Origin of the sequence: Alkalihalobacillus sp. AL-G (genome assembly GCF_030643805.1) — a bacterium.
Taxonomy (GTDB): domain Bacteria; phylum Bacillota; class Bacilli; order Bacillales; family Fictibacillaceae; genus Pseudalkalibacillus.
This window is the reverse complement of sequence record NZ_CP094656.1, coordinates 3,220,469-3,237,138: the sequence shown is the minus strand read 5'-3', so window position 1 is coordinate 3,237,138 and position 16,670 is coordinate 3,220,469. Positions and strand designations below refer to the sequence as shown.

The following is a 16,670-nucleotide window of genomic DNA, read 5'->3' as shown; positions in this document are numbered from 1 at the left end:
TAGTAAATGAATACATGGCGTTCAATTAAACATCCGAGAGTAGCAATGCTATTGATGCTGTTAATCCTCCCGTCCAGTTATTTGTTTTTTATGCCAATAGATTTAAAGTATCTATTGTTGTTTATCCTTCTCGGGGCCAGCTACTACAAAAGTATTGTCGATGTTAAGCTCCGACTCGTATATCTTGTTGTTCAGTTATTTATTGTAGCTGTAATAGGAGCGTTCTATACACCCTGGAGCTTATGCTTAGGTTTTTATCCAGCTATCGTGACCGGGATGTTGGAATCCTATCGTCGCATTACACAAATGGTGATCACGATGACTGCCTTCTTTGCCGTTGCAATCTATTTCTTTTATGAGCAAACAATGAACACATGGCAGCCGTACTGGATTCCGGCAGTTCTCTTACTGAACGGGATTCCTTATATAGCCAGGGTGTTTCAACGCTCATGGGAAACGAGCATGAAACTTCAGGATGCCAATGAGGAGATCGCTCGACTTGTGAAAAATGCGGAACGACAACGTATAGCACGAGACTTACATGATACGTTAGGGCATACGTTATCGATGATCACTGTAAAAAGTGAGTTGGTAGAACGGCTCATTCCCCAATATCCCGATCAGGCTCTAAAAGAAGCACGCGAAGTTCAAACGATTTCACGATCCGTTCTACTTCAGGTCCGGGAGCTAGTCAGTGACATGCAAGCCATCGATATCGCGGAAGAAGTCCAAAATGCTAGAGAGATGCTTGAGTCTGCTGGCATTGAATTCAACTATGAAAAAAATAAAACGATCGCTGCAGCGCCGACCATTCGATTTATTCTCGGGATGTGTCTCCGTGAATGCATTACAAATGTAGTTAAGCACAGCGGTGCCAACATATGTACCGTAAGTCTCCATGAAGAATCGGATGAGTTTGTGCTTTTTATACAGGATGATGGAATCGGTATGGAAAAAGAGAATACGAGACATGATCAATTCGGAAACGGCTTATTAGGAATGAAGGAGCGTCTGTTGTTGATCGAGGGGAAGCTTAGCTATGAATCTAGTAAAACTGATGGAACAAAAGTGACGATTACCGTACCAAAAAAATAGTCCAGCGATAAGGAGGGGATCAAATGCATATTGTCATTGCAGAAGACCAAGGCATGCTTCGAGGCGCAATAAGTCGATTATTGGCGATGGAAGATGATATCAAGATTGTCGGAGAAACGGACAACGGTGAAGAAGCACTCCAGTTAATACAAAAACATAAACCGGACATCGCCCTTTTGGATATTGAAATGCCAACACTTAGTGGGCTGGAGGTAGCGGAAAAGTTAAAGGCGGCGGTAAGTGACTGCAAGGTTGTCATTGTCACAACCTTTGCTAGAAGCGGTTATCTTCAACAGGCAGTCAAAGCTGGTGTCCAAGGATATTTGTTAAAGGACACTCCTGTATCCGAGCTTGCCGAATCCCTTCGCAAGATCAACGCAGGGAGGCGCGTGTTCAGTCCTCATCTTACCTTCTCGATGATGGAAGAGACGAATCCACTCACCGAACGGGAATCCGAAATACTAGGCCGTTTAAAAGATGGTGATTCAGTAAAGGACATCAGTAATAAATTATTTTTGTCACCAGGGACGGTCCGCAATTACATTTCAGAAGTGATTCAGAAACTAGAAGCGAAAAACCGTATCGACGCTGTCACCATCGCTGAAAATAAAGGCTGGTTGAAACGTTAGTAGAAAATAGTATGGGAAGATGAATCGAGGTTTCAACCGCAATTTCTCAATTCCGATCTTCGAATTTATATGGTCAACTCTAAAAGCATGAACAAGACTATGGTTTTTAAGGAATGACTGAATATATAGGCTTAAAAACATATGTAAAACAACGCATATGTTTTTTTAGTAATCAATAATTTCTAAATATTTTTAATAATTACTTGCTTCACTGAAGAAAGAAAGTTAAAATGACAATAGATTATAATAAGGAGCCTTTTAGATGACAAAATTACGAATAGGGAATCGAGCTTTAATCAAAGACATGAACCGGTCGACAGTAATTAACACCATACGGAAGAAAGGACCGATCAGTCGAACTGACATTTCCATTACAACCGGACTTGGGCTTTCTACCATTTCCAAAATCATAGATGAATTGATGAATAATGAATTGGTGAATGAAATAGGCGCAGCTACTTCAACTGGCGGGAGGAGACCTATTTTAATCGAATTCAATCAAAAAAGCGGCTATGCCGTCGGAGTCAAAATTATGGAAGACCACCTCGTAGTAGCACTTACAGACTTAGATCCCACCATTATCGAATCCATTGAAATTCCTTTTTATACAAATGATGAATCAACATCCGTTATCGACTTAATTATTACCAGCATCAAAAAGATACTTACACAACAAAAGATTGATCTTGATCATTTAGAAGGAATTGGAATTGCCGTTTCTGGATTGATTGATAGTAAACGAGGTATTGTTGTCAGGTCATCCTTATTAGGCTGGGAGGAAGTAGACCTCTCATCACCGATCCATGAAGCATTTCGGACACCTGTTTTTTTGGATAATGATGTCAACGCTTACACGTATGCTGAAATTGAAAAAGGATATGGTACAGTTCATAATAACTTTATTTGTATATCGATAGGTGATGGAATAGGAGCAAGCATCGTCATCGATCGGAAATTGTATAAGGGAGAATTTGGTGGAGCGGGTGAATTCGGGCATTCTATTATTCAATTAGGGGGAAGACAATGTCATTGTGGCCAAAAGGGCTGCCTAGAGATGTATGCTTCTAACAAAGGTTTAGAGGAGGAAGCAGCGACATTGATACCTGAATACCCAGATTCACAGCTTCAAAATCACCGAATTAACATTGAAGAGGTACTAAAGGCAGCGCTTGAAAGCGATGAGTTAGCGAAGGTTCTCTTTAGTAGACTAGGAGATTATTTAGGAGTCGGATTGATCAATGCAATCAATAGCTTTAACCCAGGGACGATTGTTCTGATCGGGGAAGGGATGGTTGCTGAAGAGTACTTTGTTCCTCAGGCGATCCAAAGAGCTAAAGAGAACTTCTTCTATCATGCACGCTATGATACCAATGTGGTTACCTCTACTTTAGGAAATGATGCATGGGTGAAAGGGGCTGCCATTCTCGCGATTGATCAATTATTTCAACCGCCGATTTACGAACAACAATAACAAGAAGGATTAAATCATCAAGGGGGGATCACATGGTCGGTGATAAAGGCTTTAAAAAGTTTTTAGTCATCTCATTGTTTCTGCTTCCGAACTTTATCGGGTTTATTTTCTTTATCGGTATTCCAATTTTGGCTTCATTCGGTTTGAGTTTTACAGAATGGGATTTGATTTCAAACCCCTCGTGGGTCGGATTTGACAATTATATTGCACTAATAAAGGATGAAGAATTCCGCTCTGCCTTATTCCATACGATTTACTTTATCCTTGGCTATTTACCATTAGTGATGTGCGGTGCGCTGACAATTGCCCTTATACTTAATAAGAAATTGAAGGGCCGGATTTTCTTTCGTGCTGCCTATTTTGTCCCAGTCATTACATCTTGGGTTGCCGTGTCACTCATTTGGAAATGGTTGTTTAACCCTACATATGGACTTATTAATTACGGGCTTTCTTTAATTGGCATTTCAGGACCCGCTTGGTTACACGACCCGACGTGGGCAATGCCAGCGATCATTTTAACGAGTGTATGGAAGGATCTAGGCTTCGTAATGGTCATCTATTTGGCTGGACTGCAAGGCATTTCACCTACATACTATGAAGCTGCTGAAATTGATGGAGCAAACGGATTCCAAAAGTTCCGTCATATTACACTACCATTGCTCAGTTCGACGACATTTTTTGTTCTTGTAATCTCTTTAATCAACTCGTTTCAAGTATTCGATCAAGTGATGATCATGACTGAAGGAGGGCCGGCTGGGTCAACCTCCGTCTTAGTAGAAAGAATCTATAAGCATGCATTTGAATATTACGAAATGGGCTATGCTTCAGCTATTTCTTGGGTCCTGTTTTTCATTATCTTCGGTGTAACCCTTATTCAAATGAGACTGCAAAAAAGGTGGGTTGATCATGGAAACTAGCACGCAACGAGAAATTGATACCAGGTCCGAATCTAGTTTAATAGCAACGTTGAAAATGTTGAAAAAGGGACTGTTTTACTTTGTTATCATCTTAGGTGCCTTAGTAATGATCGTTCCTTTCGTTTGGATGGTCTCTACGTCATTGAAGACATCTGGAGCGACTATGGTTTTGCCTCCGCAGATCATTCCTGATCATGTGAATTGGGGTAACTATCAAAAGGTAACTCAGGCGTTTCCGATATTAAGATTTTTAGGGAATAGCCTGCTGGTTGCAACGGTATCTACAATCGGTCAACTGATTTTGTGTTCAATGGCAGCTTATGCATTTGCCAGGCTGAAGTTCAAGGGACGAGATGTATTGTTCCTATTATATTTAGCAACCTTGATGGTACCTGCACAAGTCACGATGACACCGCAATTTATCCTAATGAAATATTTAGGGTGGATCAATACATATGAGGGGCTGATCTTACCTGGCATGTTCAATGCTTTTGGAACCTTCCTTCTGAGACAATTTTTCTTAACGATTCCTAGGGAGCTTGAGGAAGCTGCATTCATGGATGGGGCAAGTCATTTTCGTGTTTATTGGCAAGTGATCTTGCCTCTAGCGAAACCTGCATTAGCAACATTGACTGTATTTGCTTTCATGCAATCGTGGAATAACTTTCTCTGGCCACTGATTATTGTAAGTGACTCAGATATGATGACTCTTCCTCTTGGCCTATCGATGCTTCAAGGGCGTTGGGAAACCGATTGGAATCTAATGATGGCAGGGGTCGTGATCAGTGTATTGCCCGTTTTATCGGTTTATCTGTTCGCACAAAAGTACTTTATCCAAGGTTTAACAATGGGGGGATTAAAGGAGTGATTCCCACTGTTCTCTCATTTTTAATAAAAACTACTGAAAGCGTATTCAAGGTGGTGGTCGTCCAATTTCGAGAAATCGTTGTTTTTTCGTTTGGGCAAGCAAATTCATACAAAAGGGGAGTTTTATTATGAAAAAGGGATTTTACTGGTTATTTATTTCTATTTTCATTTTGGTAGCGGTTACAGGGTGCTCGTCCGATACCAGCTCTAATGATAGTGAAGATGGGCAGGTAACATTAGAGTATTTCACGTTTTCACCAGGAGAAGCACATGAGAAGGATTTAAAGAAAATGATCGAGGAGTTTGAAAGTCAGAACCCGGATATCAAAATTAACTATGAAATGGCTTCTTTTGAAGATTACTTTACTAAACTTCAAACTAGGTTAGCTGGTGGAGACGCGCCAGATACGTTTGAGTTGAACTATGAAAACTTCGTAAATTATGCGGCAAAAGGTGCTCTAAAGGATTTGGATTCTCTTATCAAAGAAGACAGTGATTTCAATCCGGACAAATTGAATCCACAAGCTTATGAAGTATATCAATATGATGGGAAGCAATATGGAATGGTTGAAAGTTTCTCGAATGTCGTATTGTACTACAATAAAGATTTATTTGATGCGGCAGGAGTCAATTATCCGACAGCGGATTGGACTTGGGAAGATGAACTTGCAGCAGCTGAGAAGCTCACGGATGAAGGAAATGGTGTATGGGGGACCTACGCGCCGTTCCAGTTCTGGGAATTTTATAAAACGATCGCACAAAATGGCGGATCTGTCTTTAATGAAGATAAAACAAAAGCAACGGTGAATAGTCAGGAAAACATTGAAGCCCTCCAATGGATGGTGGATAAAGTGAACAAATACAATGTGACGCCTTCAGATGAAGATATGTCTGGTCAATCCGATAGTGATTTGTTTCTTTCAGGGAAAGTCGCGATGCTCCGTACAGGAATCTGGATGATGGATTCGTTCAAGGATGCAGAGTTTAACTGGGATATCGCGCTTGAACCAGGCAATACACAGAAGGCTCATCATTTCTTCGCAAATGGATTAGCCGTTTCTAAAGATACAGAACATCCTGAAGCCGCTTGGAAATGGTTAAAATTCATGAGTGCAAGTGATGAAGCAGCAAAGATCCGGGTGGAGAGTTCTTGGGAGCTTCCGGCTGTCAGTGATGAAGCGTTAGTTCAAGACTACATTGCGAAAACACCACCTGAAAGCCGTGAGGTTGTTTTCAAGGCATTAGATACCTTGGTTGTACCTCCAGTCATTGAGGATTGGAACAAGCTGACAGATGCATTTACCAAAGAATTAGATAAAGTGAAATTAGGTGAGAAGACGCCTGAAGAGGCATTGAATGACTTACAGCCGGTAGTGGAAGATCTTATTAAATAAACAATGATCCACAGTCCGATCGAATCGAAAAGGAGATTCCTCTTTTTCGATTCGATTACTACTTGTAGGGAGCGAACATCATGGAAAACCAAAGATACCTTCCGACGGGAAACGAGTGGGTTTCGATACCGACCCTGTTCACGGATGGAAGCATTGAAAATATAAATGTACTTAGCATGAAATATAGAGGACTCTTAGAACTATGTGGGAGTGAGGATCAGCCACTTCTACAGCCTTTTGTCAAACTTGCTGATGAAAGAATCAAATGGAACCTCACCTGGGAGAGGGAAGATCATTGGGTACCGATATTCACTGGCAAAAGCGATAGCCTTCTTTTTAAAGGAGAAGTTGTTACCCCGATAGGTGAAAGAGGGTTTTATTATCATCTTTCCTTAGTCAATGAGAGTAAAGAAATAAAGCATGTTGATTGGGGAATGGATGGAAACTGGCTGAACACCCTACATACAATCAATGAAAGCAAGGTCATGAACGCGAGGAAGAGTGTGGTGGAAAGCGGCTGGAACGAATCCATTCTCTTTGAACTCTCGAATGAAGCACCATTCCTATCATTGGCTCCAATGACGTCAACGAATCTCGACGATATCGATTACACATATGACGAGCAAACGGATCAGATTCATTTCTGTCTTTCCCAATCTTGCAAAATCAAACCTGGTGAAAAGAAGGAGTTGTCATTTTTCTGGGGAGTTGGATTAGAAGAGGTTGGAGCGGCGACATCCTCTAAGGAGATGCAGAGAAAAGGAACGGAAACGCTGAAGGATGAACTGAAATCCTGGCTTCAGAAGCGGGCTCTCACGACCGAAGACCCAAAGCTTGATGAAGTGATGAATTTGAATCTTTTCTTCAATTACTTCTACGCCACAGGGCAAACCCTCGACACCGAAGAGGACGTACTCGTGACATCCCGAAGCCCACGCTATTACGTAAGTGCAGCATACTGGGACCGAGATAGTTTGTTATGGAGCTTCCCGTCGATTCTGATCACGGATCGAAAACGGGCGAGAAGCATGCTCGATTATGTTTTTACGAAACAACGCAGGAATATAGGGGTACACAGCAGGTACATTGATGGTGTCGTGCTTGAACCAGGCTTTGAACTGGATGAATTGTGTGCTCCGATCATCGCGCTTGATATGTATGTGAAAGAAACAGGAGATCGCGATTACCTTCGTCACCCCCACGTGCAAGACACGGTGATCGAAATCATCGAAAAGATTGAGGATCACAAGCACGCACAACTCGATCTATACGACACGTTTTTGCAACCGACCGATGATCCGATCGTTTATCCATACTTGACGTACAATAACGTCCTCGTCTGGAAGGTGATGCATATCGTCGCCTCGTTTGCGGAGCAATTGCTCGTACCTTTGCAATCTGACAAACTAGCAAAACAAGCAGATGAAATCAAAAAAGCGATTTACGATCAAACGGTCTTCGAGGAAGAAACAGGAACATGCTTCGCTTGGTCGGTTGACTTACGAGGGAACCATAACGTGTATGATGAACCGCCTGGAAGTCTGCAATTAATTGCGTACTATGGCTTCTGTTCCTTTGATGATCCGATTTATCAAAATACGGTCCGACTTATCCGATCCGACCGATATTCATATGCATTCAAAGGAAAACCATTCGAGGAATTAGGCTGTGCGCATGCTAATCATCCTTGGGTATTAAGCATCGCCAACAGCTTTTTGTCTGGAAGAGTAGAACAGGCACGGGATCTTGTGATGCGGACATCGATGGACGGAGGCATCGCCTGTGAAAGTATCGATGAGTATACCGGTCTACCAAGAACGGGAGAACACTTTGCCACGTGTGCAGGATTTTTAGCTTACGCGATTTATCATGCCTATGGAAAAGGAGAGAAGCAGAAATGGACACAACAAAGCGATACCCAGCCATTGGGTTGATCGGTAGTGACCATACCTCAGCCTTATATGGCGTAGAAAATGGAATCGTGGATTGGCAAGGTATGGGTATCCAACATTTCTTCTATAAAAATTACGAGCAGGATTTGATCCATTCCGCGACCACATATATACAGCATGAGAACAACGTGATCGAACTGGGCAACCGGCGAATCGATGGACAGCATCATCCTGTCCATCAGCGTCCGGTATCGACATCGGTGGAGGAAGGGTTCCTGTATGAAACGATGTTCGAATCTCAGGAGGTCGATGGCTTAGTTTGGCAAGAACGAATTTTTGCAACAGAGGACGACAAGGTTGTTTTTGAAACGACATTCAGAAATCGATGTGATCAAGCGGTTGCCTTTGAGACAGGCGGATATGTGATCCTCCGAAATCCGAACAACGGTAAAATAGTGCAAAACGAGGGGATTTGCTGGGAGAATAATAGGCAACACCTTCACATTGCGATGGATGGTGAATCAGATGATCAAGCCTACATCGAATCCCCGACCGGCTTCGTCTTCCGGACCCAGCAGCAAATGCTGAAAAGGAAGGCAGGGGACGGTGCCAAGGCTGAATCTCCGAATATGATCGGGGTAACGACGCGAAAAAAGCTTACGATCGGACCTGGTGAAAATCAAACGGTAAGATGGGGAATCGGTTCAAGCGAGCTTGGTCAGACTGTGCATTGGGATTGGGAGGACCACCTATCTGATGCACACACCTACTGGAAAAACTGGTTTGCAGATAAAGATCTGTTCTCTTTATCGTTATCGCGTGAAGTTGAGCGTCATGCCAAGGCCAATTTAGTTGCCATCAAGGCAAGCTTACTTGATGGATTCGTCCCTGCAGACATTACAGGCCATTATTTCTCAATTGGATCGCCTTGCTATTATGCACGGGATGCGATGATGATCACCCGAGCGTTTTTGCTCGCAGGTTTTACAGAAGAAGCAAAAGAGATCCTTATGTATTTGAATGAACGCAGGACCCGAAATGATTCCGGCGAATTTTTTCAGCGGTACAATGCGAAGGGCGAGCCTAGCGAGGGCGCGAACAATAATGTCTTCCATCAGTTCGATTCTCAAGGGTATTTTTTAAGAAACGTGTACACGTATTATGAGAAGACGGGTGAATGGCTGATGCCTTTCGAGGAAGTCCAAAAGTACGCAGATGTGCTCCAGCATTTCCAAGGGAGGGAAGGACTGATCGGTCCGGAAGGCGGTGTTAATGAAGGGGTTTTTGGACCTGCATACATTACGTCCTCCAATATGTTTATCTACGGTGGTTTGATGGCTGCGATCGAGATGGCTCGCCTTCATGATCGACAAGATAAAGCAGCGGATTGGGAGCGGTTAGCTATTTCGATCAAGCAAGGAATCGAATCGACCTGGATTCCAGAGAAAGGCCGTTTCGGTTACGGGTATGTCGATTATATTGAAGAAGTGATCGAAAAATACGATACACCGCAATTCTTCGGGCCACTTTACGGCTACCCAACAGATGATCGGGTGCGGAAAATGAATGAAACGCTCACCGAGCAAGCAAGCTTTTTCGGAAAAGGCATCGGATACTCCGAGCAAGAATATCACCATGGACCGTGGTTGTTCAATACAGGTGCATGTGCACAGCTTCATTCATTATTTAAGGAAACCGACAAATATGAACAGATCATAGATTGGATGATCGATCATTCAAACGGGTACGGGTTGATGCCCGAAGCGATCGATGGAAACGATGAAAGTCTTCCATTCATCAACCCATTGACGTGGGCATGTGCGGAGTTTGTTTCTTCTATTGCAATCCGTTGCCAATCGAATGTGAACTAGAAGGGAGTGCACAGCTATGACAATCAAAACATCAACAGTCTCGTTGCTGGAAATCCATTTGAACCAGCTACGAGTTGAAGAGAAAATCGCAGAACAACAGCTAAAGGACCTTCAACCTGATGCAGACGCCCATTTTGTCGATTGGGGCATCTGGATATGGGCGTTGTCCGAACAGGTCGGGAGATTCAGGAATTTTCAACTGTTCGACTATTATAAGGATGTGGTCGATGAAGGTGTTGCAATCATTCGGGATGACTGGAACCAGCCTCACGGGAGCATTTGGGAAGAGAACAATAAAGAAGTACATACATCCACGATCAGCATCGCATATGCAGCATTACTCGGCTTAAAAAACCATGCACAAAAGAACGAATTGCAGCCGACGATTACGGAAATCCGCGACTCGATCTTTGAGCATCATCTGTCAGGCGGGATGCTGATCCGTGCCATAGGCGTAAGAGAAATTGCGATTGAGCAGCTTTTTTCAGTGATGCCGTTCGGTTTATTTTCACCAGAGGATCTTGTCATAGTGGAAGCGGTAAAGGAGATGGAAGAAAGACTCGTCACACAGGAAGGCGTATTTTCGAATCGCGGTGTTCCACAACCGTCTCCGGGTAGTGCGATGTTGCTTTCTTGGTACTTTTTCGAAAAGGGTATCGATCATAAAGCCCGGTATTACTATGAACTTGCAGAAAAAACGACCAGTGATGGCCACCCTTTTTATCGTGTGCTGAAGGAGATTGTCAATGAATATATGAAGGAGGACCTTGAGCAAGGGGACGTAACGATTGTCCATAAACCATACGGTCATGACAATCCGTACAGAAGAGAACCGACCGAGCGGAACCCAAGAAACCCAGAAGCAGGACAACAGGTTACCGTCCATTGCCAGCTGCTCGGCGTTAAGCATCGAGACATCAAGAAGGTATACCTTTATATCGACAATGGCAGCACAACTACGATCCAACCGTGCACATGGAAGAAGGACGAAGAGGATATCGTATGGAATGCCAATTTCACCCCACGCTCGTCACACTCAGTCCTGACCTATTGGTTCGAGGTCGAAACCATAACAGATACGGTAAAGAGTGATACCTATTCCCTTTCCATATACAAACGGGTTCAATTAGAAACTATTGAGAGGAAAGCAGAGGATGGCCACTATGTTTGGTTGACTGGTACAACATCGGGTCGAGCTGCCTTTCTATTTTTCAGTAAAGGATCCGGTGAATTCGGAATCACCCTCGACCGGCCGAATCTAGACTTCCATAAGCTTCAGGGTCGCTCGATTTTTAAGATCGGTACAGGTGAACTGCATGTTTCCGAGCACTCTTTCTCGATTATAAAAGGAACGAAAACCGTGTTATGCAGCTATCAAGATCTAACGTTCCCAATTGTAGAATGGCTCGAAAATGATTCAGGGTTCATCCAAAGGATCGAGTGGAACTTCCATACTCCTTTGAAGGAACGGTTCTTTGGCTTAGGGGAACGGTACCACAAGCTGGAATATCGCGGGGACGAAATCGATTGCTTCGTCTATAACCAGTACCGTGATCAAGGAAGCCGTACGTATATGCCTGTCCCGTTCTTTGTGAGCTCGGAAGGATATGGGCTGTACCTAGACACCGATCATTATTCTGTCTTTGATTTCGCTCATCATTTCAGTGATCGGCTTCACATCCGGAAAGATGTCAATAATTATTCCTTGGACGATGCCTATTTCCTTTATACAGGCACACCGAAAGAAGTCGTCTCTCAATTCACATTCCAAACAGGGAAAGCAGAGCTACCTCCTGTCTGGGCATTCGGTCCATGGATGTCGAGCAACAATTGGGATCGTGACTCGGTCGTCCGTGAGCAGGTGAAAAAAACAACTGAACTACAGATTCCATCTACGGTTCTTGTCATCGAGCAATGGAGCGATGAAGCGACGTATTATATTTTCAATGATGCCGAATACGACCTCAAGCCAGGGGGAGAGGCGCACCGCTATGAGGATTATCGCTTCCCGGAAAAGGGACGTTGGCCGGATCCGGAATCGATGTTCGATCATCTCCACGAAAATGGGCTTAAGGTGGTTCTCTGGCAAATCCCGATCCAAAAATATTTGAACCGTCAGCACCATCCTCAGAAAGACAAGGACGAGGAGTATATGATCGATCAAGGATATTGTGTGATGGATGAAAAAGGTTCGCCTTACCGTATCCGCGAGGATTGGTTCAAAGAAAGCTTACTGATGGACTTTACAAATCCGAAAGCAAAAGATTGGTGGTTCGGGAAACGCCAGTACCTGCTCGATATCGGTGTCGATGGTTTCAAGACAGACGGTGGAGAATTTGTATTCGGCCGCGACCTTCAGTTCCATGATGGATCGACCGGAAGTACGATGCGTAATCGTTATCCGAACGACTACATCGAAGCTTATTATAAGTTTGCGACCGAACACCATGATGGCAATGCACTTACATTCAGCCGAGCTGGATACACGGGTGCACAAAAGTTCCCTGCACACTGGGCGGGTGATGAGCGCTCGACATTCGAGGCCTTCCGCAACTCACTGATTGCAGGATTATCGACAGGGATGTCCGGCATTCCGATGTGGGGCTGGGATCTTGCTGGTTTCAACGGAGATATCCCTACTGCCGAGCTCTTTATCCGTTCATCGCAAATGGCGGCGTTCTGCCCGATCATGCAATATCATGCAGAGAGCAAGGCGGAACACAATCAGGACCGGACGCCTTGGAACATCGCCGATCGTACCGGGGATCAACAAGCGATATCCGGTTATCGGTTCTTTGCGAATGTCCGTATGAACCTGCTTCCGTACATTTATGAACAGGCTCGCCTCGCTGCGGAAAAGGGGATTCCGTTAATGCGCTCGATGTATATGGAGTACCCAGAGGATGAAAAGGTGTATGACATATATGACCAGTACTTCTTCGGGGATCATTTGCTCGTTGCACCGATCATTGAGGAGGGTGCCGTTGAGCGTGATGTGTACTTCCCAGAAGGAACATGGATCAACCTGTTTACGAATGAAATCCATGTTGGTTCAGCAGTGCGACGAGTAAGAGCCTCGCTGATGGAGATACCGGTCTTCGTAAAAAAGGGCACCGCACTGATGACGAATTGTACAGATGATCTTTCACTCGGAAGCTGGGTCGGAAATGAAGTTGAGCAGTATACCAACCCGGTTCTTCGAATCTATCCGGAAGAAAACATGAATGAATTAGTCAAGGATCATTTGGGTAATGAGTGGACGGTAACCGCTGAGGCAGGACAGGACAGTTTCTTAATGCTGAAAGTTAAAGGTCCAAAGCCTATAACAGTATTAATCCCTGAAACTATTAGTACTAACATGAACGTGCAAGTGAACGGACAACAATACACAAAAAATTCAAATGGAATGTTTGTGAACAGTTTTTAATTAAATAACAATCTAACAAATAGGGACTCAATGTAAAGGTTGAGTCTCTTTTTCGAGAAAAAACATGGAGGTATTTAACAAATTTTGTCTAAAGTATATAGAATGGAAGCATTTTTTTGACCAACTGTTGTTTTAACGAAATCTAACTACTTATGAGGCAACACAGACGAAAATTAAAAGATAGTAGCTGATGGGTTTCCGACAGATAGGTGCTTATTCCATTGCTCTCATAAGACAGTATCACAAAGGGGAAATGCATGAATTCTGTAAATAAAAGTGATATTAGGGAAGGTATTTTTAAAACACTTAATAATAAATTCGGATTAAAAATATTAAACTTTTCTCAAATTGATTTAGGTTATTTAAATTTAAAATGGAAAGTAAAAACTGATGTAGGTGACTTATTTGTAAAGCAATATAACAAAATTCGTTATCCTGATCATAGGATAAATGAGCTAGAGATTTCTCTGCATCATCAAGCCAAATTACTTCAAGAGGGCATTCCTTGCCCACAACTATATGCTCATAATGGAAAGTATGTAAATAGAACGTCAGATGGTACTAATTTTGTTTTAATGGGTTTATGCGAAGGAACTAATATAAAGCCTGGAGCAGCGAATGAAGAACAGGTTTATAGTTTGGGAAAAATAATCGCGAGGATACATCAGATTCTAAATAGTGACAATGCAGGTAAACCGCCATTACACTGGAATCTACGTTCGAAGGATAGTATGTTAAAAGACTTGCAGAATAGAAGATGTGAAGCTATTAGTATGGATTGTGACAAAACTATCTCCATACTTGATACTCAAAAGAAAATAATTGAAACAACTAATCTAAATATTTTCTCAGATTGTGAACAGGGATGGTGTCATTGGGACTTATTTTCAGATAACATTTTATTTAAGCCAGATGGTGTCTCAGCAATCCTTGATTTTGATAGAATGCACTATGTTTATCCAGAATTTGATATCTCAAGACCTATATTATCGTGTTGTATGAAAGACGGCCGAATAGATGTAAATAAGGTTTCAGCGTTTGTAAAAGGTTATCGGGAATATCAAACACTAACGAAACAACAATTAGTACGTTCAATTAAATTAACTTGGTGGAAAGAAGCTGAATGGGTTCGAGTTGAAGAAAAGCAGAACTCCTCTCTAAAAAGGTTTACAGAAGAAAACATTTGGGTTGGTGAAAACTGGGATCATCTAGAGAGTTTATTTGCAAAAGTCTGAATGGTTAGGCACATTTAACCGTACTGTCACAAACTGCTGTGCATATATGATTATTCATTAAAGCGGAAAACTAAATAAGTATCACAAATAATGTAGAAACAAAGGGAAAGAGCAAATCTATAACATAAAGCATCAGAAAGGTTATTTAAAATTGATTGTGGAGATATTTATCTTCAAGAGTTTTCCATTGAAGACGCTGATAATAAATATAGGATTTCAAATCTTAACGCAGTAGCTATAATTAACAATGTTCCATCAAACAAAGTTATTGAAAAATGCGGATTTACTTATCTGAGTCAAAAGTCTATAGATAATGAACAATATAATCACTATATTTTGAGCAAGCCAGAGTGAATGAAAAACCATTAAAAGAAAAATGTTGTTGTTCCAGAAAGGGGCTTTACTTTAAGAGGGAAGTAAGGCTTTTTTTATAGCAAATGCAAGCTAGCATTTCAATTAAAGAGATTAAGCTAAAGCGGCAATAGATCGAAGCTTACTCTAGAAAACTGCCCAAGTGTTAAACAAAAAAGATGATAATGAACGTGTAAAATGAGGGATTTCTGATTGAATGCTTTTTTGGGGGAAATTAAATGGGATTTATTTTAATTCAATTTATTACATTTACAATAGTTAGTTCTATACTCTTTTTTATCACTGAGAAAGTAAAGAAGGGGAGAGTATCCTTCTTATCTAATGTACTCATACCCTCATTAATTTTATCAATACTAATGGCGATTTTATTAGGGATAGTAAGATTTTTAGGATGGGATGGTTAATTCTTCTTCAATAGTAAGATACCAATGCAGTTAAGTATTCATAGTTCATTTGATAAGCTAAAAAAGAATGTGAAACGACGCATAATTAAAGAAACGTACAATTGGAAATCGTATATGTTTTGTTACTGCAAAAAAGAAAGAGATATAGAGGTTTTTAAGGAATAAGGTTGATATATAAAAAAAGTATAAGAGTTGGAGGTTTTCTAAATGTTGAAGCTGTTTCAATATAACTGGCAAGTTCGAGACGATTGGTTTACCTGGTGCGAGTCGGTATCAGAAGAAGAGTTATTAAAGAAACGGGTTGGTGGGGTCGGCAGCATTCTTTACACTTTATTTCATATTGCGGATGTTGAGTATAGTTGGATTCAGGGTCTGCAAGGAAAGCCGGATCCTGAGGAGCCACCGTTTGAAGATTATGCTAGCTTGAAAAAAGTGAAAGATCTTTCAAGACAATTTCACCTGGACGTAGAGCCATTTATGACCTCGTGGACAAGTGAAATGGAATCCAGGGTACTCTCAGAAACCGATTCCAATGGGGAAACGGTTAACTTCAAGCATGGAGAAATCATACGTCATGTCATTGCCCATGAGATACATCATATAGGGCAGTTATCTGTATGGGCACGTGAGATAGAAAGGAAGCCAGTTACCGCGAACCTTATTGGAAGAGGGTTATTTACCGATTGAAAACTAGCAAAATCGTTTCAAAGTTATTTCTCACATCTAAAAACCAATTGAACTAAAAACCTGGAACCAACACTTCAAGCGATTCAAGAGATATTTTTATTTAAAATCAAGATTGTTTCCAAAAAACTAACGGCCTTTCCTCGATTGAATACCGAGAAAAGGCCGTAGGATTTTTATACCGGTTTACTTAATTGCTTATCTTCAATCTTCTTATCGATTTTTTCCATTTCTTCTTTGCTTTTTACTAAATCTATTTTATTTTCTATAACTAATTGTTTGAATGTTTGTCTTCGTGGCTTTCTCATTGTTATCAACTCCTTTAATGTATATTCTATCATCTATTATTCCCTATTAGTCTATTATTTATAACAATTTTGTGAAAATTCGATTAAGTGCATACATTTTTCCC

At 41.8% G+C, this 16,670-nt stretch carries 12 protein-coding genes and 1 pseudogene; 12 read left to right on the top strand and 1 reads right to left on the bottom strand.

Annotated features, from left to right (window positions below):
• Window positions 1-6 precede the first annotated feature (6 nt).
• From MOJ78_RS16565 to MOJ78_RS16510, 12 genes and pseudogenes are all read left to right on the top strand, one after another.
• Entirely contained in the window at window positions 7-1,095 is a 1,089-nt protein-coding gene (locus MOJ78_RS16565; RefSeq protein WP_304978436.1) for a sensor histidine kinase, read from the top strand.
• Window positions 1,096-1,118: 23 nt separating this feature from the next.
• The gene (locus MOJ78_RS16560; RefSeq protein ID WP_304978435.1) at window positions 1,119-1,724 is read left to right on the top strand and encodes a response regulator transcription factor; all 606 of its coding nucleotides are present in this window, start codon (window positions 1,119-1,121) and stop codon (window positions 1,722-1,724) included.
• A 262-nt stretch (window positions 1,725-1,986) separates the two neighbouring features.
• Window positions 1,987-3,195 carry an ROK family protein gene (locus MOJ78_RS16555; protein ID WP_304978434.1) on the top strand — a complete coding sequence of 403 codons (1,209 nt, stop codon included), beginning with the start codon at window positions 1,987-1,989 and terminating at the stop codon, window positions 3,193-3,195.
• 32 nt (window positions 3,196-3,227) lie between these two features.
• Window positions 3,228-4,112, top strand: coding sequence for a carbohydrate ABC transporter permease (locus MOJ78_RS16550; protein ID WP_304978433.1), 885 nt, complete (start codon window positions 3,228-3,230; stop codon window positions 4,110-4,112).
• Between the two features lie 55 nt (window positions 4,113-4,167).
• Window positions 4,168-4,980, top strand: coding sequence for a carbohydrate ABC transporter permease (locus MOJ78_RS16545; RefSeq protein WP_304981288.1), 813 nt, complete (start codon window positions 4,168-4,170; stop codon window positions 4,978-4,980).
• Window positions 4,981-5,107: 127 nt separating this feature from the next.
• Window positions 5,108-6,373 carry an ABC transporter substrate-binding protein gene (locus tag MOJ78_RS16540; RefSeq protein ID WP_304978432.1) on the top strand — a complete coding sequence of 422 codons (1,266 nt, stop codon included), beginning with the start codon at window positions 5,108-5,110 and terminating at the stop codon, window positions 6,371-6,373.
• 80 nt (window positions 6,374-6,453) lie between these two features.
• Window positions 6,454-8,307, top strand: coding sequence for a glycoside hydrolase family 125 protein (locus MOJ78_RS16535; protein WP_304978431.1), 1,854 nt, complete (start codon window positions 6,454-6,456; stop codon window positions 8,305-8,307).
• Window positions 8,271-10,136 (top strand): glycoside hydrolase family 15 protein, encoded by a 1,866-nt coding sequence (locus tag MOJ78_RS16530; RefSeq protein ID WP_304978430.1) that lies wholly within the window; start codon window positions 8,271-8,273, stop codon window positions 10,134-10,136. Before MOJ78_RS16535 ends, MOJ78_RS16530 begins: the two co-directional genes overlap by 37 nt.
• Window positions 10,137-10,152: 16 nt before the next feature.
• On the top strand, window positions 10,153-13,563 hold the full coding sequence (locus tag MOJ78_RS16525) for a TIM-barrel domain-containing protein (protein ID WP_304978429.1): 3,411 nt from the start codon (window positions 10,153-10,155) through the stop codon (window positions 13,561-13,563).
• A gap of 257 nt (window positions 13,564-13,820) precedes the next feature.
• On the top strand, window positions 13,821-14,798 hold the full coding sequence (locus tag MOJ78_RS16520) for a phosphotransferase (RefSeq protein WP_304978428.1): 978 nt from the start codon (window positions 13,821-13,823) through the stop codon (window positions 14,796-14,798).
• A 222-nt stretch (window positions 14,799-15,020) separates the two neighbouring features.
• Window positions 15,021-15,152: pseudogene (locus tag MOJ78_RS20965) on the top strand (GNAT family N-acetyltransferase); the annotation flags it as partial.
• A 629-nt stretch (window positions 15,153-15,781) separates the two neighbouring features.
• Complete coding sequence (locus MOJ78_RS16510; protein ID WP_304978427.1) at window positions 15,782-16,261, top strand: DinB family protein; 480 nt, start codon at window positions 15,782-15,784, stop codon at window positions 16,259-16,261.
• A gap of 173 nt (window positions 16,262-16,434) precedes the next feature.
• Here the strand turns inward: MOJ78_RS16510 and MOJ78_RS16505 are convergent, their stop codons facing one another.
• Window positions 16,435-16,566 carry an FbpB family small basic protein gene (locus MOJ78_RS16505; protein WP_304978426.1) on the bottom strand — a complete coding sequence of 44 codons (132 nt, stop codon included), beginning with the start codon at window positions 16,564-16,566 and terminating at the stop codon, window positions 16,435-16,437.
• Window positions 16,567-16,670 lie beyond the last annotated feature (104 nt).